The sequence below is a fragment of the Thalassospira marina genome, assembly GCF_002844375.1.
Classification (GTDB): domain Bacteria; phylum Pseudomonadota; class Alphaproteobacteria; order Rhodospirillales; family Thalassospiraceae; genus Thalassospira; species Thalassospira marina.
The window spans coordinates 169,469-190,000 of the sequence record NZ_CP024199.1; the positions used below are offsets into that span (position 1 = coordinate 169,469).

The 20,532-nt window shown below is 55.6% G+C and carries 18 protein-coding genes and 1 riboswitch (1 of these 19 running past the window's edge); of the genes, 9 read left to right on the top strand and 9 right to left on the bottom strand.

The genetic code is table 11. The annotated features are described in order from the left end of the window. The first annotated feature begins 192 nt into the window (after nt 1-192). Complete coding sequence (locus CSC3H3_RS00760; protein ID WP_101283070.1) at nt 193-1,197, top strand: aspartate-semialdehyde dehydrogenase; 1,005 nt, start codon at nt 193-195, stop codon at nt 1,195-1,197. A gap of 158 nt (nt 1,198-1,355) precedes the next feature. Here CSC3H3_RS00760 and CSC3H3_RS00765 read toward each other — a convergent pair whose 3' ends face one another. Together CSC3H3_RS00765 and purU are read right to left on the bottom strand one after the other, a co-directional pair. After that, nucleotides 1,356-2,792 (bottom strand): sensor domain-containing diguanylate cyclase, encoded by a 1,437-nt coding sequence (locus tag CSC3H3_RS00765; protein ID WP_101267261.1) that lies wholly within the window; start codon nt 2,790-2,792, stop codon nt 1,356-1,358. Between the two features lie 213 nt (nt 2,793-3,005). Further along, nucleotides 3,006-3,872, bottom strand: coding sequence for a formyltetrahydrofolate deformylase (purU, locus tag CSC3H3_RS00770; RefSeq protein ID WP_101267259.1), 867 nt, complete (start codon nt 3,870-3,872; stop codon nt 3,006-3,008). A 407-nt stretch (nt 3,873-4,279) separates the two neighbouring features. Here purU and CSC3H3_RS00780 point away from each other — a divergent pair, with 407 nt between their 5' ends. Then, the gene (locus CSC3H3_RS00780; protein WP_101267258.1) at nt 4,280-5,728 is read left to right on the top strand and encodes a TrkH family potassium uptake protein; all 1,449 of its coding nucleotides are present in this window, start codon (nt 4,280-4,282) and stop codon (nt 5,726-5,728) included. 727 nt (nt 5,729-6,455) lie between these two features. Here the strand turns inward: CSC3H3_RS00780 and CSC3H3_RS00785 are convergent. The 3 genes from CSC3H3_RS00785 to CSC3H3_RS00795 all read right to left on the bottom strand — a co-directional run bounded on the left by CSC3H3_RS00785 (nt 6,456) and on the right by CSC3H3_RS00795 (nt 10,374). Next, nucleotides 6,456-8,051 (bottom strand): sensor histidine kinase, encoded by a 1,596-nt coding sequence (locus CSC3H3_RS00785; protein ID WP_101283074.1) that lies wholly within the window; start codon nt 8,049-8,051, stop codon nt 6,456-6,458. A 101-nt stretch (nt 8,052-8,152) separates the two neighbouring features. After that, nucleotides 8,153-9,580: a dihydrolipoyl dehydrogenase family protein gene (locus CSC3H3_RS00790; RefSeq protein ID WP_101283076.1), complete on the bottom strand. Its 1,428-nt coding sequence runs from the start codon at nt 9,578-9,580 to the stop codon at nt 8,153-8,155. Then, nucleotides 9,577-10,374 (bottom strand): TVP38/TMEM64 family protein, encoded by a 798-nt coding sequence (locus CSC3H3_RS00795; RefSeq protein ID WP_101283078.1) that lies wholly within the window; start codon nt 10,372-10,374, stop codon nt 9,577-9,579. Before CSC3H3_RS00795 ends, CSC3H3_RS00790 begins: the two co-directional genes overlap by 4 nt. 384 nt (nt 10,375-10,758) lie before the next feature. After that, nucleotides 10,759-10,833: riboswitch (SAM riboswitch) on the top strand. A 75-nt stretch (nt 10,834-10,908) separates the two neighbouring features. On the opposite strand from CSC3H3_RS00795, the gene metZ reads away from it, so the two are divergent. From metZ to folE, 3 genes are all read left to right on the top strand, one after another. Next, nucleotides 10,909-12,111: an O-succinylhomoserine sulfhydrylase gene (metZ, locus tag CSC3H3_RS00800; protein ID WP_101283080.1), complete on the top strand. Its 1,203-nt coding sequence runs from the start codon at nt 10,909-10,911 to the stop codon at nt 12,109-12,111. A gap of 194 nt (nt 12,112-12,305) precedes the next feature. Continuing rightward, nucleotides 12,306-12,698: a Co2+/Mg2+ efflux protein ApaG gene (gene apaG, locus CSC3H3_RS00805; protein WP_101267248.1), complete on the top strand. Its 393-nt coding sequence runs from the start codon at nt 12,306-12,308 to the stop codon at nt 12,696-12,698. Nucleotides 12,699-12,772: 74 nt separating this feature from the next. Next, nucleotides 12,773-13,363 carry a GTP cyclohydrolase I FolE gene (gene folE, locus CSC3H3_RS00810; RefSeq protein ID WP_101267246.1) on the top strand — a complete coding sequence of 197 codons (591 nt, stop codon included), beginning with the start codon at nt 12,773-12,775 and terminating at the stop codon, nt 13,361-13,363. 131 nt (nt 13,364-13,494) lie between these two features. On the opposite strand, the gene CSC3H3_RS00815 is transcribed toward folE, so the two are convergent. Next, nucleotides 13,495-13,980, bottom strand: coding sequence for a low molecular weight protein-tyrosine-phosphatase (locus tag CSC3H3_RS00815; RefSeq protein WP_101283082.1), 486 nt, complete (start codon nt 13,978-13,980; stop codon nt 13,495-13,497). A gap of 193 nt (nt 13,981-14,173) precedes the next feature. On the opposite strand from CSC3H3_RS00815, the gene CSC3H3_RS00820 reads away from it, so the two are divergent. The 4 genes from CSC3H3_RS00820 (at nt 14,174) to CSC3H3_RS00835 (ending at nt 17,977) form a co-directional block, all read left to right on the top strand. Then, nucleotides 14,174-15,133 (top strand): helix-turn-helix transcriptional regulator, encoded by a 960-nt coding sequence (locus tag CSC3H3_RS00820; protein WP_101267243.1) that lies wholly within the window; start codon nt 14,174-14,176, stop codon nt 15,131-15,133. A 42-nt stretch (nt 15,134-15,175) separates the two neighbouring features. Then, the gene (locus CSC3H3_RS00825) at nt 15,176-15,856 is read left to right on the top strand and encodes an ABC transporter ATP-binding protein (RefSeq protein ID WP_101283084.1); all 681 of its coding nucleotides are present in this window, start codon (nt 15,176-15,178) and stop codon (nt 15,854-15,856) included. Continuing rightward, a complete protein-coding gene (locus CSC3H3_RS00830) occupies nt 15,853-16,656 on the top strand; it encodes an ABC transporter permease (RefSeq protein ID WP_101283086.1) in 804 nt (267 codons plus the stop codon). The genes CSC3H3_RS00825 and CSC3H3_RS00830 overlap by 4 nt, the downstream gene beginning before the upstream one ends. Nucleotides 16,657-16,720: 64 nt before the next feature. Further along, entirely contained in the window at nt 16,721-17,977 is a 1,257-nt protein-coding gene (locus CSC3H3_RS00835; RefSeq protein WP_101283088.1) for a hypothetical protein, read from the top strand. A 49-nt stretch (nt 17,978-18,026) separates the two neighbouring features. On the opposite strand, the gene CSC3H3_RS00840 is transcribed toward CSC3H3_RS00835, so the two are convergent. From CSC3H3_RS00840 to CSC3H3_RS00850, 3 genes are all read right to left on the bottom strand, one after another. Continuing rightward, a complete protein-coding gene (locus CSC3H3_RS00840; RefSeq protein ID WP_215907540.1) occupies nt 18,027-18,422 on the bottom strand; it encodes a cupin domain-containing protein in 396 nt (131 codons plus the stop codon). 149 nt (nt 18,423-18,571) lie between these two features. Further along, on the bottom strand, nt 18,572-19,969 hold the full coding sequence (locus tag CSC3H3_RS00845) for an MATE family efflux transporter (protein ID WP_101267236.1): 1,398 nt from the start codon (nt 19,967-19,969) through the stop codon (nt 18,572-18,574). A gap of 96 nt (nt 19,970-20,065) precedes the next feature. After that, nucleotides 20,066-20,532, bottom strand: the 3' portion of a protein-coding gene (locus CSC3H3_RS00850) for a glycerophosphodiester phosphodiesterase family protein (RefSeq protein ID WP_245881220.1). 307 nt of this gene lie beyond the right edge of the window; 467 of the gene's 774 nt are visible here — the last part of the coding sequence; its start codon lies beyond the right edge, outside the window — the gene reads right to left on this strand; its stop codon occupies nt 20,066-20,068.

The window sequence follows — 20,532 nt, forward strand, 5'->3', positions numbered from 1 at the left end:
CAAATTTGTTGCCTGCCTGACCGGGGCGGGGGAACAAAAAGGGTCTTTGCGCGTTACAGGGACGGTCATACTGCGGGATAACCCGCACGATCCCTGATTTGCGTTATATTTGGAAATCCATATAATGCACGACCCGCGACGGATCGCGGGGGTCGAATTCGACAAAACAAATTACGAGGATAGTCAGATATTATGAGTGCCGAAAATCTCCATGTCGGTGTGATCGGCGCAACCGGTGCGGTTGGCGTCGAGCTGATCAATGTTATGTTTGATCGCAATTTTCCTGTGGGTGAGCTTACCCTTTTCGCGTCCGAACGTTCGGCAGGAAAAACCGTGGAGACTAAATACGGCACTAAAACCGTGGCTTTGTTCTCGGTTGAAGATGCCAAGAAATGCGACATCGTATTTCTGGCCGTATCTGGCGATTTCGCCAAGGAATACGCCCCGCATATCGCCGAGGGCGCCCTTGTGATCGACAATTCGTCGGCTTTCCGTCTGCGCGATGATGTGCCGCTGATCGTTCCTGAAATCAATGGCGACCTTGCCAAAAAGGCAAAGCTGATCGCCAACCCGAACTGCACCACGGCCATTGCTGCTGTGGCCCTGTGGCCGCTGCACAAGGCATTTGGCCTGAAAAAGGTCTTTGTTTCGACCTATCAGGCGGCATCGGGTGCAGGCCAGCCGGGCATGAACGAACTGCGCGAAGGCCTGGCTTCGGGCCTGAAGGGTGAAGAAATCAAGGCGGAAGTCTTTGCACATCCGCTGGCTTTCAACGTTATTCCGCATATCGATACCTTCCAGGAAAACGGTTACACCCGTGAAGAAATGAAGGTCACCTGGGAAACCCGCAAAATCTTTGGTGAACCGGATCTGGCGGTTTCCTGTACGGCTGTGCGTATCCCGACGGAACGGACCCATTCGGAATCCATCGTCGTTGAAACCGAAAAGGCCGTTACCCCGCAGGCTGCCCGTGACGTGCTGGCAACTGCCAAGGGTGTCAAGCTGGTCGATAACCCCGAGAAGCTGGAATATCCGATGCCGATCAACGCGACCCGCCAGTACGATGTCGAAGTTGGCCGCATCCGCACCAACCTGATTTTCGGTGATCATGGCCTGGAACTGTTTGTTGCCGGTGACCAGTTGCTGAAGGGCGCTGCGCTCAATGCCGTCCAGATTGCTGAAGCATCGATTGCCTAAAAAGATTTACCTGTTCGCGGCCATGCTGGCGAACAGGTACTGAAACGAAAATGGCCCCGACCATAAAGGCGGGGCCATTTTTGTATCTGATGACCGGGTGGGTGTTGTTGCGTTGTGCCGCAAGTCGCCCTTTGCCGTGGCGTGGGTCGTTTTTGTTATTACGCCTGCGAAATCTGGTCGCGGCCGGCGTTTTTGGAACTGTAAAGCGCTTGGTCAACGCGGTTGATGATCGATGACAGCGATTCGCTATCGCGATATTCGGTCACACCGGCACTGATGGTCAGCGCGATATTTTCGCGGCCAAAGCGCACACCGTTTTCACGGATCATATCGGCAATGCTGCGTGCGATCTGCATGGCGTTGCCACGGTCGCTGCCCGGCAGCAGGATCACGAATTCATCCCCGCCCCAACGGCACAGGGTGTCTTCTTCGCGAATCTGGCTGCGAATCATGGCTGCCACATCGCGCAGCGCAGCATCCCCACCGGGATGGCCGAAGGTATCGTTGATTTCCTTGAACTGGTCCAGATCCATGCAAATCATGGACAGGGGTTCTTTACGGCGGCGGCAAACCTTTGTGACCTTTTCAAACACCAGGTCAAAAACCTGCCGGTTGCAGGCCGATGTCAGTTTGTCAAACGATGCCAGTTCTTCCAGTCGTCGTTGATAGCTGCGAATGGTGAAATAGGCGGTAAAACCAACCAGAATGGTAATGAACAGCGAAATCGCGATATTGACCAGCAGGGTATTTTCAATGCGCTGATCGCCAATCTTTTCGTGCTGTTCCACTAACAGCAGCCAGTCAAATTCAGGGACCAGACGGCTATTGACGAAAATGGTTTCAGCGCCGTCATTATAGCTAAGCGACGTCCCCGGCGAGGTCAGAATCTGGGTTGCCAGGGGGCGAATGCTTTTATGTGCCTGCAGGGTTTTGTCATCGCCAAAGTCGCTGCCATGCAGGGTGATGTTGCCTTTGCGATCTGAAAAATAGATCGTGCGGCCATAGCGCTGCTGATAGGTTTCGATCAGGTCGGTAACCGAATTTACCGCAAGCCCGACACCCGTTACACCAATGACGCGGCCTTCATAATCGCGCACCTGGTAATTCACGAAAATCGTCAGGCGCGACCGGTCTGCCGTGTCGTGATCGACATTGATTTCATAGGGTTCTTTCAGGTTCAGGGCATGAAAGTACCAGGAATCATCGGGGTCATCGGGCGATACCTGCTTTAGGATACCGCTGGTGTGATAGTAGTTTTTGGTTTTGTTCGAGACGAAAAACGCCGTCACCGTGCCGTAACGTTTCTGGATTTCGCTAAGATAGCGGGTGACCTGTGCGGGGTTTTCTTCGCCATTCAGGGTCCAGTCACGGAAAAACGTGTCATGGGCCATCAGCGATGAAATGAAAATCGGCTGCAGCAGGTCGCGCTGGATTTCCGAATAGATATTGTCGCTGGTAAGCGGCAGCGTGCTTTCGGCGATCTGTTCCTGAAGGGAATCCCGCGCGACATAAAAGCTGACAAAGCTGGTTGTGAGAAACCCTATTCCCAGCAAAACACAAAGGATCAGGGCGAAATGTAGCTTCTTTCCCGGCACGTCGGATTCCAGTTGATTACAGTCGTTCGCGCAAAATAGCAGGCACGGTATCGGAAATTGTGAATATGCAATCTATGTGAAATTGGCTCTTAACACCATGCCCCATTTGCTATCTGTAATGATAGGTTTTCTGCGGGCCGAATATAAAATTCCCGGCCAGACGGAAAGCTGACCGGGAATTTTATCTATAAGATGTAGGCGGGCCGGATTTTACTACCGGCGGAAGATGACGGTTTTGCTGCCATTGCGAAATACGCGGTGTTCACAATGCATCTGGATGGCGCGTGAAAACACAACGGATTCAATATCGCGGCCAATTTCAACCATGTCTTCGGCTGTCATGGTGTGGTCCACACGTTCCACAGCCTGGTGAATGATCGGGCCTTCATCCAGATCGGCGGTAACATAATGGGCGGTGCCACCAATCAGCTTCACGCCGCGTTTATGTGCCTGGTGATAGGGCTTTGCGCCCTTGAAGCTGGGCAGGAAGGAATGGTGGATATTGATGCAGCGACCCTCAAGCGCGCGGCACAAATCGGTTGAAAGAACCTGCATATAGCGCGCAAGCCCCACCAGATCGGCCTTATGTTCGCTTACCAGTTCCAGAAGCTTGGCTTCCTGGGCCTGCTTGTTCTCGTTATTTACGGGCAGGTGGTAATAGGGAATGCCGTTCCATTCAACGATGCCGCGCATGTCTTCATGGTTGGAAACCACGGCCGGGATATCGATGCGCAAATTGTTCGATGCCACGCGGTGCAAAATGTCATTCAGGCAATGGCCGAATTTCGACACCATCAGAATGACGCGTGGTTTACGGAAATAGTCGTGCAGTTTCCATTCCATCGAAAAACGTTCGCCAATCGGGCCGAACTTTTCGGCAAATTCGGCTTCGGTCCGCAGGGCGCGGCCGGCTTCAAATTTGACGCGCATGAAAAACCGTTTGCTTTCGGGGTCGCCAAACTGTTCCAGCTTGGTCACAAAGGCCCCTTCATCAGCCAGAAAACTGGTCACATTTGCGACAATGCCAAAGGTATCCGGGCAGGCGATGGTAAGGATAAAGGTCTTGGAAAGTTCGGACATTTCCGTTGCGGCTTTCAGTTGGTAACGCTGTTTGACCTTGCGATATAGCGGCTGGCCGTGCCGCTGCCAACCCGCTATCCGTGTGAAAGTGTATTCACCGCGCCGACATGCCCGCTTTTGCATGCCAATTACGTAATATTACGGGTGCGGGCTGCGATCGCGGTTTGTGCTGGGGGTGCTATGCGCACGGGTATCGTCAAGGCCGCGTTGGGGAAAGAACTGGACATTGAGGGGACTTTGCCCAAGAATCCGCCGCCAGTATGGCCTGCCCGGTTTTGTGGGCAGGGCCATTTCTGTTTCTGGCGGGAAACAGGGGCAAAGCAGGATGCAATTGGCAGCCACCCGTGTTAAGGCGGTTGCCATATGAAAGACGGCCAAATGCCGACAGGGGAAGACGGGGCTATTCATTGATCGATTTTCGACCAATCCTTTTCATCATCGGCATTTTGCTGGCGACCCTTGCCATTGGCATGACCGTTCCGGCCCTGGTGGACCTTTATTATGGTCATCCAGACTGGTTGGTCTTTTCGGCGGCATCGGCGGTTTCGCTGTTTATTGGCGGTGCGCTGGTGATGATGAACCGCACCGAAAAGCTCCGCATGACATCGCGTCAGGCCTTTATCCTGACCACGGCAAGCTGGCTGGTTCTAACTGCTGTTTCCGCCCTGCCATTCGCCTTTTCCGACATGAATATGAGCTATACCGACGCCTTTTTCGAGGCGATGTCGGGGATATCGACGACCGGTTCAACCGTGATGGTGGGGCTTGATACAGCACCACCGGGCATTTTGCTGTGGCGGGCATTGTTGCAGTGGCTTGGCGGGATCGGGATTATCGTGATGGCGATTGCCGTCATGCCGATGCTGCGTGTGGGCGGGATGCAGCTTTTCCGTATGGAAAATTCCGATAAATCCGACAAGGCCTTTCCCCGTGCCACCCAGATCGCGATGGGTATTTTTACCCTTTATGTGGTCTTCACCATTATCTGGTCGTTCCTGTTATGGTGGGCGGGCATGTCGGTTTTTGATGCGATTGCCCATGCCATGACAACCATTGCCACGGGCGGGTTTTCGACCAAGGATGCCTCGATCGGTTATTACGATAATCCCCTGATCGATGTGATCATCACCCTTGGTATGACCACCGGCGCCCTGCCGTTTTTGCTTTATTTGCAAAGCCTGCGCGGGCAGCCCTTTGCCCTGTTTCGCGATTCCCAGGTGCGCTGGTTTGCCACCATTGCCATCACCATCATTCTGGGCGTGGCACTGTGGCATAGCGAGGTCAACAATGTCGGCTTCCTGACCGCCTTGCGCTTTTCATCCTTCAATATCATTTCGGTGATGACGGGGACGGGCTATGCCACCACCGACTATGGTTTGTGGGGGGCATTTGCGGTTTCGGTATTCTTTTTTGTCATGTTCATTGGCGGCTGTGCTGGCTCGACCACCTGCGGGGTGAAAATCTTCCGCCTGCAGGTGCTTTATGAAATTGCCAAAATCCAGCTTAACCACATGCTGCGCCCGCATGGTGTGTTCATTGCCTATTATAATCGCAAACCGCTGACCGAAGATGTGACGGAATCGGTCCTCAGCTTTTTCTTTCTGTTTGTGTTTTGCTTTGTCGTGCTGGCCGCGGGCCTTGGTGCCATGGGGCTGGATTTCATTACCGCCATTTCCAGTGCCGGGACGGCCATTGCCAATGTCGGGCCGGGGCTTGGCCCCATTGTGGGTCCGTCAGGCAATTTTGCCACCCTGCCCGATGGTGCAAAATGGATGATGTCGATCGGGATGCTGATTGGCCGGTTGGAGGTCTTTACCGTGCTGATCCTGTTGTCACCAGATTTCTGGCGCGACTGATTTCAAATATAGAAATTTCATTGCAATAATAGAAAAAGAAAACCCCGCCGGGGGAGGGCGGGGCTTTACGTGGGGTATCTGCCAGGGAGCGAACAGATACCCGTATTACCAGTTGGGGGCTGGTATTTCTGTCGTGGGTGCCTTTGGTCGGGCTGGGGATGCCCGTTGTGCCGAAGGCCAATCTCTCTACACTTAGCGTCGAAATTGCGTTTCGCAAGTCCGCCGAATTTTTAAAAAGGCGACACCGGACCCAGGGTCAGGAGCGGATCGGGGATCGGGATAAAAGGTCCGGTATCGCCTTGAGATGACTATGCCAAATCACTTTCCGTTCGTTAAATCGAATAAAATGTTATTTTTGATAGATTAAGTCTATAAGTTGCGTTTTCGAAAGTAGCGCGCCGTTTTCCCCGGATCACTGGTGTAAAAAGCGCATTAAACCGGCCATTTTGTACCAATGCAGAAGCAGCCAGAGCCAGCATTGCGCAAACAGGTGTTGAGGTTTGCGGCTTTGCGGTGCTGGTGACGCAGTTCAGCAAATGCTTTTACGGATCAGAAACTGGAAATCGTAATGGGTTTGCAAATGCTGCGTATTCCCCCCGGTGTGTTCGCATCGGGCTGGAATGTCTTTGTAAAGGATCACGTGATTATCACTTGGTTGGCCAATTTGCCCCGATTGGCCTGATCATTAGCCCGGTTTGGTTCCGGACCCGGTAATCAGGCCAGGTAATCAGGCAGGGTGGGCGACAGCAGCGTTTACAGGCAGGATGGCGGCAAAGGTGGTGCCATCGGGGCCGGATGCGCGCAGGCGCAGGGTGCCGCCATGGGCCATCATCAATTCGCGCGCAATGGCAAGGCCAAGGCCGGTGCCGCCTTTGCGCGCAGTGCCAGCAAAGGGCACAAACAGGTTTTTGATGGTTTTTTCCGGCAGGCCCGGCCCGTTATCGGTAATCAGAATCTGGATGGTTTTTTGATCGGTAGCGGGAAGGGCTGGCGCCTCGTCGATATCGTCCGACGCGGTAAAGGGATTTGCCAGTTCAAGCGGCCCGGCCAGATCGGTGCTGTGGGAAAGCTGGGTACTGTCGCATGGCGTGGCGCTGATGGTGATGTGGTTGGCCCCGGCTTCAAATGCATTGCGAATCAGGTTGCCAAAAATGCGCAAAAGCTGGTCGTAATCGGCCTCGACCACCAGCTCATCGGCGATATCAAGGGTCACATCGCGTGGCTGGGTCGGTTGGCCTTCTATTGCAATCGGGCTGCTGGCAAGGTCGGTTTCATCATCCAAATGTGCGCCTTCGCTTGCGATCTGTTCAAGAATCGCATCACAGCATTCCTCGAACAGTTCGTGCAGGGTGAAGCGCGAAATATCAAGCATCGGCGGGGCTTCGCGGGCATAGGAAAGGGTTTGTTCGCTGATATAAACAGCCCGTTCCATTGACGCGAGAAGACGTGGCACCACGGCGCGTACTTCCTTGTCCTCGCTGCTGGCAAGGCGTTCGGTCATCAGCATCGAAGTGGCAAGGGCGTTGCGCAAATCATGGCTGATTTTGGTGGCCGCCGTACCCAGGGCTGCGAGGCGGCGGCGCTGGTTCAGCATCGCCTGCAGGTCATGTTGCATATTGGCCAGTTCCTGCTGGGCAATGCCGATTTCATCCTCGCGGTGATCAGGCACAATGATATTGGCGCTGTCCTGCGGGTTACGGCGAAAACGGATCATTTCGCGGGTAAAGCGCCGCATCGGGCGCACCAGCAACAGGTTAAGCGCAAAATAAACGAGGGCGGCGGTGCAGAACGAAATCACCAGTGACAGCCCCAGCACCCGCCAGCCAAATTCATACATTTCGTGCGCCAGCCGGTGTTCATGCACCAGAATTTCAATTTTGAAGGTCGGCGCCATCGATGGCATGCCCATCACGCGCAACATGCGGTCCTTGGGCTGGATCAGGGTTTCAAAGGCTTCGGCCAGTGCCGATGCAATGGAAAATTCCCCCAGATCCACATTATGGTCGACCCTGGCGGGCATATCATCGCGTTGCAGCAGTAATTTACGGTCTTCGCGGCGTAAAACAACCGCTTCCACCCCGGCATTGGAAAGGAGTTCGCGGGCCAGATCCTCGGACACCATTTGATCGGGGGTGGCTTCAAGGGCCAATGCCGCCAGATAGGCCGAATCCAGATGTGCACGCAGCCAGTCAATGCGAAACCGCGCAACGGACGGGGCAAAGACAAAAACTTCGGCCAGCATGACAAACCCGACTGTCAAAAACAGCAGCCGGGCAGAAAGCGATTTGGTCCAGGGTGGCAGGCGAAGATGTGGTCGATCCATGGGGCCTGGTTCAGCTTGTTGGCGTGTGGGGCACGGTTGGGCACAGTTGGGGCATCCTGCCGCGGGAAAGCGGGCAATGATGCGGGGCCTGTTTGGGTATTCTATCCCAAACCTAGCAGCAACCGCACGATTTTACGGGTTTTTTTGCTAAAAAGGCTGGGTGTGTACCAGGCACCTGCGGCCCGTTTGGAAATTTCACCCAGTGTCGGGTAAGGCGCAATATGGCCCGCCACGGCGCCCATCTTCATTTTACGGCTGATCGCAAGCGACCAAAGGCCAATCAGCTCGCCCGCCTGGTGCCCGGCAATGCCAGCGCCCAAAATGCGGCCCGATGCGGTGGTGACCACCTTGATCAAACCATCGGTGCGGCGTTCGGCCCGGGCGCGGTCATTTTCGGCGTAATGCCAGGTGGCAACACGAATGTCATTGCCGTGTGTGGCGCGGGCGGCTTCTTCATTCAGGCCGACCTGGGCAATTTCCGGGTCCATATAGGTTACCCAGGGCACAGCACTGTAATTGACCTTGGCAGGCAGGCGAAACAGGGCATTGCGAATAACAATGCCTGCATCATAGGACGCCATATGGGTAAATTGCAGCCCGCCGGTGACATCGCCAATGGCAAAAATGCGCCGGTTGCTGGTGCGCAGCCGGGCATCAACACGAATGGCCCCATTGGCACATTCCACCCCGGCCTGTTCCAGGCCCAGATCATCAATATTGGCGCGCCGCCCCGTTGCGATCAGCAAATGGCTGCCTTCCAGTGTCAGCTCCGCCCCCTTATGCGTCATCGTCAGGCGATAACCGGCACCATGGCGGCAAACCTGTTTTGCCATGGCGTTTTCATACAGGCTGACACCATCATTTTCCAATGACTGGCGGGCAACGGCCACAAGGTCAGGGTCGTCTTTGGGCAGGATATGGCCCTGTTCGATGACGGTGACCCGTGCGCCCAGGCGTTTATGGGCCTGGGCCATTTCAATGCCAATCGGCCCGCCACCAACAATGATCAGATGTTGCGGGCAGCTATTGTTTTCAAAAACGGTTTCATTGGTCAGAAACGGCACATCTTCCAGGCCGGGAATGGGCGGGATGGCCGCGCGTGACCCGGTGGCAATCACAAACCGCTTTGCCCGCACGGTGGTTCCGCCAGCAATCAGGGTATTGTGGCTGGTAAAGCGGGCGGTATCGGTAATCACGGTGCAGCCCAGCCGTTCAAATCGCTCAACCGAATCATGGGGGGCAATACCGGCAATGACATCGCGCACATGGGCCATCACCCCGGCAAAGTCGATTTGCGGGGCGCTGGTGTGAAGGCCAAATTCGTGGCTGCGGGTTATGGCATGGGCATGGTGGGCCGCAGCCAGCAATGCCTTGGAAGGCACACAGCCGGTATTCAGGCAATCGCCCCCCATGCGGCCCTTTTCAATTAAAACCACGCGCGCGCCCATTTGTACGGCACCCGCCGCAACCGACAAACCGGCCGACCCGCCGCCAATAATGCAAATGTCGGTGCTGATTTCGCTGGTCATGATGCGGGGGTTCCGGCCTTGTGTTTGCGGTATTTTTTATAGGCAACCGGGATCAGGGCCAAAACAGCCAGCCCAATGATCGGCGTTAAAATGCGTGGTTCAAAGATCACGCCAAAGTCGGGTGTTTTGCCCTGGTCAAACAGCGCGCCCAAGCCATCGCCGATGGAAACATAAACAAATGTGCCAGGGATAATGCCAATCAGCGTGCCCAGCAAAAAGGCGCGAATTTTAACGCCCAGCAGGGCTGGCACCAGATTGACCAGCCAGAAGGGAAACAGCGGAACCAGACGCAACACCATCAGGTAACACAGGGCATCCTCGGCAAAGCCTTCCTGCATGCGGCGAATGGCATTGCCAGCCTTGGCGTGCATATAGTCATAAAAGGCATATCGCGCGGCCAGATAAACGATCAGCGCGCCAATGGTTGCGGCCAGCACCACATAAATGGTGCCTGCGCTGACGCCAAACAGGAAACCACCCACGATCGTCAGGATTGACCCGGCCGGAAGCGACAGGGCCACCACAACAATGTAAACCAGGATAAACCCAAGGACGCTGAGAACCGGGTTTTGTGCCACCAGATTTTGCAATTCGCCGCGATGAATACGCAGCGTTTCAAATGACAGAAATTCGGTCGCCCCAACGCAATAGGCAATCACCAGCCCGGCCAGCAAAATACCGACAGGAACCAGCCGGCGCAGGGTAAAGCGGCTTTGACCCGGGCGACAGTTTGCAGATGCACTGCAATCGCGCTTGGGGCTTTCGCCAGATATGTGCCGGTTATTGACTGTCATTAAATCGCTCGTTGGTATTCCCGGCTATGAAACGCTTGGCACGGGCAGTGGTTTCCTTGGAAATTTCCTTGCCTGCTGTCCGGTTACTTTGCGGTAATCCGAAAACGTTCCAGTAACAGCATGGCATGTATCATCCTGAGAATAGAGCCTTAATTGCAGTTTGACACATGAACTGCTTTCACCATTGCGTGATGGCAATCTGCGGTTTTGCAAGGGGGCAAAAGGTCGATCAGGGCGGGTCGGTGTTTTCCCTGATGGGGGATATTTACCGATTGTGGCGGGAACAAAAATGTCCTGTAAAAAAGTGTATTTAGCGCGAAACTGGCGTTTTTGTGCGGTTTTGCGCGTGCCGATGTCTTGACGTTGGGAAAAGGCGGGCGTAGTCTGCGCGCTCGTGGGATTTGTTGACCGGCTTGCGGCCACGTTAAAAACCGCTAAAGAGGACAGGATGGCATCGCCCCCCTGACCTGATCATTTGCCGGTCGGGGTTTTTTATGCCCGGTTTGTGAAAATACCGGGCACAGGAGCAAGACGATGACGACCGAAAAAAAGGCTTCCGACAAATGGCGCGCCGCAACCCGTTCCGTACGTGGTGGCACCAAACGCAGCGGTTTTAGCGAAACTTCCGAAGCCATTTTCATGAATTCCGGCTATGTCTATGACAGTGCCGCCGAAGCAGAAGCCTCGTTTGACGGCAGCGGGCCGGAACGATTCGTCTATTCACGTTTTGCCAACCCCACCGTTGCCATGTTCGAGGAACGCCTGGCCCTTCTTGAAGGTGCGCAATATTGCCGTGCAACGGCATCGGGCATGTCGGCGGTTTGGAATGCGCTGGCGGCCTGCACCAAGGCGGGCGGGCGTGTTGTGGGGTCACGCGCGCTGTTTGGCTCGTGCGAATTTATTCTGACCACCCTGTTGCCGCGTTTTGGCGTTGAAACCGAACTGGTTGATGGTACGGACCATGACGCCTGGGAAAAGGCGCTGTCCAAGCCTGCCGATGCGGTTTTCCTTGAAACTCCGTCCAACCCGACTCTGGAAGTGATCGACATTGCCTTTGTTTCCGAACTGGCCCACAAGGCCGGTGCCAAGGTGGTTGTCGATAACGTGTTTGCCACGCCGGTTTTGCAGCATCCGTTTGAACTGGGTGCCGATGTGGTTGTCTATTCGGCGACCAAGCATATTGATGGTCAGGGCCGGTGTCTGGGTGGCGCGATCCTGTTTAACGACAAGGAATGGCATGATAACCATCTGACCCAGTTCCTGCGTCACACCGGGCCAAGCATGAGCCCGTTTAACGCCTGGACGCTGCTTAAGGGGCTTGAAACCCTGAATTTGCGTGTTGATGCCCATATCCGCAACGCGACCGAACTGGCAAATTTCCTGTCCGAACAGCCGCAGATTTCCAAGGTGATCTATCCGGGCCTTGCCAGCCATCCGCAGCATGAACTGGCGATGAAGCAGATGTCGGGTCGCGGTGGCGGGCTGATTGCGCTGGAACTGGCCGGTGGCAAGCAGGCGGCGTTCTCGCTGCTTGATAACCTTCAGCTGATTGATATTTCAAACAATCTTGGCGATGCCAAAAGCCTTGCGACCCATCCCTGGACGACGACGCATCAGCGCGTTCCGGCCGAAGACAAAATCACGATGGGGATCACCGAAGGCATGCTGCGTTTGTCTGTCGGGCTCGAAGATATTGATGACCTGAAAGAAGATCTGTTTGCGGCATTGAACGTATAAAAAACAGCACAATATAACATGCTAGTCGAACGGCCTGCCTTGTGCGGGCCGTTTCTTTTTTGCAGATTTTTGGCACAAATATTAGACTTCCGGCGTTGATACGGGTAGCGGTTAGTGCCGTGACTGTCTAAATGTTTCACAAATGAGAAACAGGTTGTCCGCATATCGCGGAATGATCTGGTCTGGAGTTCTGAATGTATAAGGCTGTAACACATAACATCAGGGTGTCGGTAAAGCCGACTTTTCTTGATGAACAGTCAGACCCGGATCGGCATCGCTATGTCTGGGCTTATCGTGTGTTGATTGAAAATCAGGGTGCCGATGCGGTCAAATTGCTGCGCCGACACTGGAAAATTACCGATTCACGCGGGGCAACCCAGACCGTGGATGGCGATGGTGTCGTAGGTGAACAACCCGTAATCGCGGCGGGCGCCAGCTTCAAATATACCAGTGGTGCACCCCTGTCGACGCCGGGCGGGTTTATGGTTGGTCATTACGTTATGGAAGACCTCGATGGGAACGAGTTTAACATTGATATTCCTGCCTTCTCGCTCGATAGTCCGCACAGTGTTGTCACGTTGAACTAATTTTAAAAATGACAGGGATACTTTGCCGGGGTCAGGTGCAAAGAACCGAACAGGACAGATAAAGAGGAACAAATATGTGCAACGAGGAAACGGCAGCCAACCGTCCCAGCCGCGAAGAGGCTGAAGACGCGGTACGGACATTGCTGCGCTGGGCGGGCGATGATCCCGACCGTGAAGGCCTGCGGGGTACCCCTGACCGTGTCGTGCGGTCTTATGGCGAATTTTTTGCGGGCTATCAGCAGGACCCGGCGGAAATTTTGCGCCGCACCTTTGAAGAAACCGACGGCTATGATGAAATTGTCCTGTTGCGCGATATCCGGGTAGAATCCTATTGCGAACATCACATGGTGCCCATCATTGGTGTCGCCCATGTTGCCTATCTGCCGCGCACCCGCGTTGTTGGCATTTCCAAACTCGCCCGCGTGGTCGAGGTCTATGCCAAGCGCCTGCAGATCCAGGAAAAAATGACATCGCAAATCGCCAACACCATCCAGGAAGAGCTTGATCCCCTTGGTGTTGCCGTTGTCATTGATGCCAACCATCAATGCATGAGCACGCGTGGCGTTCACAAAACCGGCGTTTCCATGGTCACCAGCCGCATGCTGGGCGCGTTCCGCGATGACCCCGTCACCCGCCGCGAGTTCTTCTCCATGATTGGCAAATAACCCGCCTTCATTGTCATGGATGACGATATCAGGGCCGCATCCCCGTGATGCGGTCCTTTTTTATGGCCGGTCGTGATCGTAACAGGGGCGCTTATCGGCTCATTGCGACGGTGTCTGTCGGACAGAGGGGATTAAAACCCGTGTGTCTCGCGAATTTCCGCCAGCAGGTTTTGCGATGTTTCCTCGATCAGGTCGAGGACATGGGTAAAGCCCTGTGTGCCACCATAATAGGGATCGGGGACGCTTTGCCCTTGCCGGGTGGGGTGAAAATCCAGAAACAGTTTCACGCGATCGCGGCGATCTTTGGGGCTGGCACGTTCCAGCGTTTCAAGGTGCCCGTCATCCATGGCGATCAGATAATCGAAATCATCAAAATCCGTTTGCGTGAGTTTGCGGGCCCGCAAGGGCGACAGGTCATAGCCGCGTTTGCGTGCTTCTTCTGTTGCGCGCCGGTCTGCCGGTTCGCCCACATGATATCCGGTCGTGCCACAGCTATCGACGGCGATATGGCGGCCAAGTCCGGCATCCTCGACCATCTTGGCAAAAACGCCATCAGCGGTGGGGGAACGGCAGATATTCCCGGTGCAAACAAACAGAACCCTGATCACGATGCGCATATCCTTTTGTGCAAACCATATTGCAGCATTACATGGCCGGGCGATGGGAAGAAAGCCCCCGTCGGTCTGGGATGCCGGTGCATTCTGGTTAAAATGCCTTTTGTAACAGCTTCGTGATATTTTTTCTGGCAAGGTGACCCGGACGCAGAATGCTTGTAAGATTGCGCCATCAATATTGGGGTGCTTTGCATTAATGCAGGAATTTGTTTCGTTCGGTCTTCAGGGTGCGCTTATTCGTCAGCTTGCATGGCTGCCGCAGGGATATGATCTTGTCCCTGACGCCACAGTCATGACGGCGGGGCGTTTGCGTTCGGTCATGCTGCAGCTTGAAGAGGCAGCAGGTTCCTATGTGCTGGTCAAGCTTGGCCGGCATCTTGCTCTTAAGGAACAGGCACCGGTCCTGACCATGCTGCGTTATGGTGGCTCACCCGATCTGATCGTTGAACGCTGGCGCCGGCTTGAAAGTTATTCTCATGCCCGCGGGCGCACGGAACATTCCACCACCAGCCGGTCAATTACGCTGCATCGTGGTTCGGTGCGCGGGCAGGCCCCCTCACGGGTGGAAAACCTGCTTTTGCATGGTTTTATTGTTGGTCTTCTTGAAGCCATCGGGGTGGAGGGGATTACCAGTGTCATCCTGCCATCTCATGGTTCGGCGGTTACGATGGTGCGCAATGGCAAGCTGGTAAAGGTGCGCGATTTTGCCGGGCGCGGCTTGCGCTGGCGCATCAGCTGGCAAAGCTTTGTGCCGGTGTCCCAGGGGTATCCCTTTATGGCCAATATGCCCGGCACCGCCCCGGCGGCCCTTACCGGGCGGCCGGTTATTCGCAAACTGGCGGCCATTCTGGAAAATGACGTGGGCCGTGGCTGGACGATTGATGAAGTTGCCCACCAGCTTGAAACTTCCGCCCGGACATTGCAGCGCCGGTTGCAAACCGCCAATACCCGTTTTTCCGATTTGCTGCGCCTGACGCGCGTGCGCGAAGCCTGCCGTTTGATCAGCGGAACACAAATGTCGATTGGTGAAATCGGCTATTGGTGCGGCTTTACCGATAATGCCCATTTCTCCCGCGATTTTCGCCGTCTTGTCGGAATGCCGCCTTCTGTTTATCGTGAGGCATCGCTGGGGCATGCGGGGCTGACCCGCGCCTGATCCCTTTCAGATTGACGGGGATGAGAGGCAAAAGGCAGTTGAATGGCAGATTGCGTTCTTGAAATTTCATCCCTGGTGGCGGGGGCTTTGCCGCCGGTTTCGCTGACATTGAATGTGGGCGAAACCATAACCTTGCGCGGGCCATCGGGCATTGGCAAAAGCCGCCTTTTGCGTGCCATTGCCGACCTTGAACCAGCCCAATCCGGCACAGTTTTGCTGCGCGGTAGCGATATGTCGGCGATGCCCGCGCCCAAATGGCGTGATCGTGTGCGCTATCTGGCGGCTGAACCGGGCTGGTGGGCCGAAACACCGCGGGCGCATTTTCGCGAAAGCAGTGCGGTGCAAACCCGCCTTTCTTCTTTGCTGCTGGATGATGCGGTTATGGACCGCAAGATTGCCGAACTTTCCACCGGCGAACGCCAGCGCCTTGCGCTTTTGCGCGGCATGGAGGGCGCACCGGCTGTTTTGCTGCTTGATGAACCAACATCCGCGCTTGACCCCGAAAGCACACTCGCCGTGCAGGAAATGCTGCGCCAATATACTGCGCGCGGAGGTACCATTTTGCTGGTAACGCATAACACGGCCCAGGCCGGCATGATGGGAGACCGGCATTATCACCTTGACCATGAAGGCTGTCGCGCGGTTGGCAGTGCTGATCTGCTGCCGCGACCTCAGGCATCGCATCAGCCCGGTATGGATGGGATGAAGGATTTGCCATCATGATCAATTCCTTCATCCGGCTGGATATTTTTGATGTCGGGCTGGCGGCTGCCCTGTTGCTGGCACATGGGCTGGTATCGGTGTTTTACCGGCTGGGCCTGGGGCGGCGCATTCTGGTGGCGGGCTTGCGCATGGTGGTGCAGCTTTTGCTGCTGGGGCTGGTGCTGCAATATTTGTTTGCGCTGAATGCGCCAATTTGGACGGTGCTGCTGGTGCTGGTGATGGTGCTGTTCGCCGGGCGCGAAGCCACGGCCCGCCAGAAATATCGTTTTACCGGCCTGTGGGGTTTTGCCTTTGGCACCGGGGCGATGGCGGCAGCCTCCACACTGGTAACGGGTTTTGCCCTTGCCACCCAGTTCCGGCCCGACCCCTGGTATGATCCGCGTTTTGTTGTGCCGCTGCTCGGCATGGTGTTAGGCAACAGCCTTAATGGTGTGTCGCTGGGGCTGATGCGCCTTGGCGAAGCCGTGCATGATATGCGCCCCGCGATCGAGGCGCGGCTTGCCCTGGGGGGTACGCGCAAACAGGCCTTTGCCCCGGCAGTGCGTGTTGCCATGCAAAATGGTTTAACCCCGGTTCTCAATTCCATGTCGGCATGCGGCATTGTTTTTATTCCCGGCATGATGACCGGGCAGATCCTGGCCGGGATTGACCCCTTGCAGGCGGTTCTTTATCAGCTACTTTTGATGTTTCTGATTGCCGGTGCCACCGGGCTTGGTGTGTGGTTGGCGGTGCAGTCCGGTGTTTGGCGGCTAAGCGATGCCCGCCACCGTTTGCGGCTGGACCGTCTTGTTACACGCTAGCATTCGCCTGTTAACCGGGCATGTGCGGCAATCATCCGGGTTTGTGGAAAGTTAGGGAATTCTGATGTCCGTCGATAATTATGCCGGTTTTTTACCGCCCGTTTTTGCCAACCGGCCCGATGGCGAAGATGTCACCCTTCGCACCTTTATCGTTGGCGATGCCCTGCCCGATCATGACGTGGCCGATATTCCGCCCGCCCTGCAAATGTTTTTCGATCTGGTAGCACCTGCCATGGAACGGGCCGGTTCCAACGGCTTTGCCCATTTGTGGCTGGATCATCATCCCCATGAACAGCCGGGCTGGCGCCTGTCGGTCGCCCATGTCGGTTCGCTGGCGGAACTCGACGCCGCACTTGAAAAACCGCTGGCGCGACTGGCGAAATCCCTGACGCTGGCTGACTTTGAAACTGCAAACTGGGATGAAACCCGCCCGCTTTGGCGCAAGCGGGCCGAACCGGTACGTCTTGTTTTTTGGGGCAGTTTTGGCCGTCATGTGCGTGCGGTTTTGGGGCATGGCGATGCTTCGGCATTTTATCTGCCGCTGGGCTCGGGCCTGCGCAGTGATCATCCGCTTGCAACCCTGCCTTTGCTCGAAGATATGCTGGGGTCCCGCCAACTGGTGCAGGATGGTGGTATTGGCTTCGAGGCTGCTTTGCAAATCGGTATCGCGCTGGGCCGCAGCCATTTGATTGAAAGCTGGATCGAAGCGGGCGGTGCCGAAAAGGAACCGTTCTTTCGCCCTATGCAAATCTGGCACCAGGCCTGGTTGACCCATGCGGTAATGGATCTCGCGGTTTCTGCCCTTGCCATGTCGGGACAGCCACCTTTACCCGCCCTTGATTATGGTGTTACCGCCACACCGGCCAGTCGCAAGGCCGCCCTGGACGGGCTTTCGGGCTGGCTCACCGGGGTCTTCTTTACCGAAGACCGCCCAGCATTGCGCAATGCCTTTGTTGCCGGGGTGCAAAATGCCGTCTGGCTCGACCCGGATTTGCAGCAATATGTCCAGCCAGCGCAACGTGACGAAATCATTCAGGGGTTGGTGCCCTATTGTCGCTGGTTCTTGGCGATGGCGCTTTATAACCATCTTTCCAATATGGGCGAAGGCCGCGTTAGTGCCGATCAGGCCGGGTTTTACGAATTGCTGATTTTAAGCCTGCCCGAACTTGCCGCCCTTAATGATCTTTCCACCCGGCGCGATATCGAACAGCATATCATCCGCATTGATGCCCCGCGCGCAGCTGCGGCCTTTGATGCGCTTGTCATTCCGTTTTGCGATCTGCTGATGCCGCGTTTGACGCTGGCCGCCACCCGCAGTTAAGGGTGTTGCCGTTGCCCCTGATGCAAAAATGTATCAGGGGCTTCATGCCTCAGGGGGCTTCGCCGCCATCCGGTCCCCAAAAAATCACCCAGGTCACAAAATCATCGGTGAAATCTTCAAACCGGTGATCCATTCCGGCAGGTACAAACAGGACATCCCCGGCACGGCACGGGCTGCGTTGCCCATCCCGGCTGAAAATGCCTGCACCCGATTGAATGATGTAAAGTTCATCCTGGCGGTGCGGTGTCTGATGGTCCTGCTTTTGCGGGGCATAAACCTCCACCGACATGGTGCCACGCTTTAACAGCACATCAAATCTTGGGCTTGTCTGGTTGCGCAAAACCGCCATGGCCTCAGACAGGCTGGCCTGCCATTTATCGGGGCTTGGCATATTCGGGGTTTCCGGCGTGGCGGGCGTGGTGGGCGTGCTGCGGGACGGTGTCATGGGGCGTTCCTTGATCGGGCGGGGATTGGATTGGGTCGTTGCGGTGGCACTGGTGAAATATTCCTAGCTTTTCACACCATAAAAAAGGTCCGCTCCGAAAATATCGGGCGGACCATTTTGTAGGGGTTCAATTTATCCTGTCGAAAGACTTACGAGTAGGATGGCAATTCCCGGCCCGAGACGATCTTGAAGCGAATGGCAAGGCCGCTTACCGCCACCAGGCTGGCAATGGCAATGCCCCAGAACAGGCCGCTGACCCCCAATCCCTGCACAAAAGCCAGGTAATACCCGGCCGGTATCATGACAAAGATATAGGAAAACATGTGCAGCATGGTGGGTGCCCATTTCTCCCCGGTGCCACGCAGCGCATTGATCGCCGCATTCTGCCCGCCATCGGTGGGGAAAATGATCGGCATCAAAATCAGCAGGCCTGACGTTCCGGCAATGACCAGCGCATCTTCGCTAAACAGGTTGGCAACCCAGCCGGGAAAGAAATAAACCGGCAGGCTCAGGCAGAACATTACCACCATGGTTGTGACCAGGCCAATCCAGCCCGCCAGCGCCATGTCGGCCCGGTCGCGGCGGCCATAGGCAATGCCCACCCGCACCGACGTTGCCGATGCCAGGCCCATTGCAAACATAAACATCAGCGCCAGGATCGTCATGGTAATGCCGTAACTTGCGGCGGCAACAATTCCCAGCCGTCCGGCAAAAAGCTGCATCGCCGAAAATGCTGCCGTTTCCATGCCCTGGCTGGCACCTGATGCATAACCCAGCGACCGTGCCTCGCGCGAATGGCCCCACCAGCCGGAAAAACCGTCGCGCAATCCATAAAGGGCATGGTTTTTCAGCATCAAAACATAGGCCAGCATCGCAAAGGCCATCAGCCAGCGAATGATGCTTGATGTCCAGGCAGCCCCACTGGCACCCAGTTCGGGCATGCCAAAGGCGCCATTTACCAGCCCGTAATCCAGAAACAGGTTCACCACATTGGCCAGCAGCATCATGATCATGCCGGGCAGCGGGCGCTGTAACCCTTCCATGAAAAACGAACAGGCCGTGTAAATCAGGGCAGCGGGCATGCCGATTGCCAGAATACGGCCCAGATCTGTGGCATGCAGGGTAATTTCGGCAGGCTGGCCGCTGACTTCAAATAACCAGTTTGTATTCCATGCCAATGCGCCCAAACCAAACCCCAATAGTACGGCATAAGGCAGGCACGCCCGCCATACATGGCCCGCGGCAAGGTAATTTTTACGGCCAACCGCGTGCGATGTCATGATCATGATGCCGGTCAAAAGGCCGACACCTGTCACCAGCAGGGAAATAAACGGGGCATGGGCAACGTTCAGATAGGCCAGTCCCGAACTGTCGTAATTACCGACAATGATGGTATCGACCACCGACATGATCAGCATGCCGATGCGGGCAATCACAACAGGAACGGCCAAACGGAAAAGTTCACTTAAATGCCGCTTCACCCGGTTATTGGGGTAAAGGGGCTGGGGCGAATAATCGGGCGTCATGCCCTTCTGGGGCGTCGTCATTTTCAGACATTTCCGAAATGTGTCCCTGTTTGCCGTGTCCGTGGGTGGCGGTGGCACGGCAATCTTTGCTGGGACATCTTGTTAATAGAGGTCTTCTTATCTTATCGGGGGGATAACGGTGGTCATCAGCGCAGGGTTATCGGTGATAATGCTGCTTACCCCCCAGGACAGCAGGTCACGTGCCCGGTCCGGATCATTTACCGTATAACAGATCAAAGGTACATTATCGCCTGTTATTTCGGCACACTTTTCAGCCGTAAGTTGTTTGTGATCCACATGCAGGGCACTAGCCTTCAGGCGGGCATATTCCGCCTTCCAGTCCGCCGGGATATCCTCAACCAGCCAGCCGCAGTCAAGATCGGGGCAAAGCGCGTCCATAATCGCCACAACATCCTGATCAAAGCTTGATAACAGGATCGGCACATCCTTGCGGTGCGCAATCTCGCGTGCCACTTCGCGCGCCAGCTTCATGGCATCACAACCCGATGGCTTGATCTCCAGATTAACGCCCATGCCAAGGGCGGCCAGGGTATCAAGCGTTTCCGATAATGTCGGAATACGTT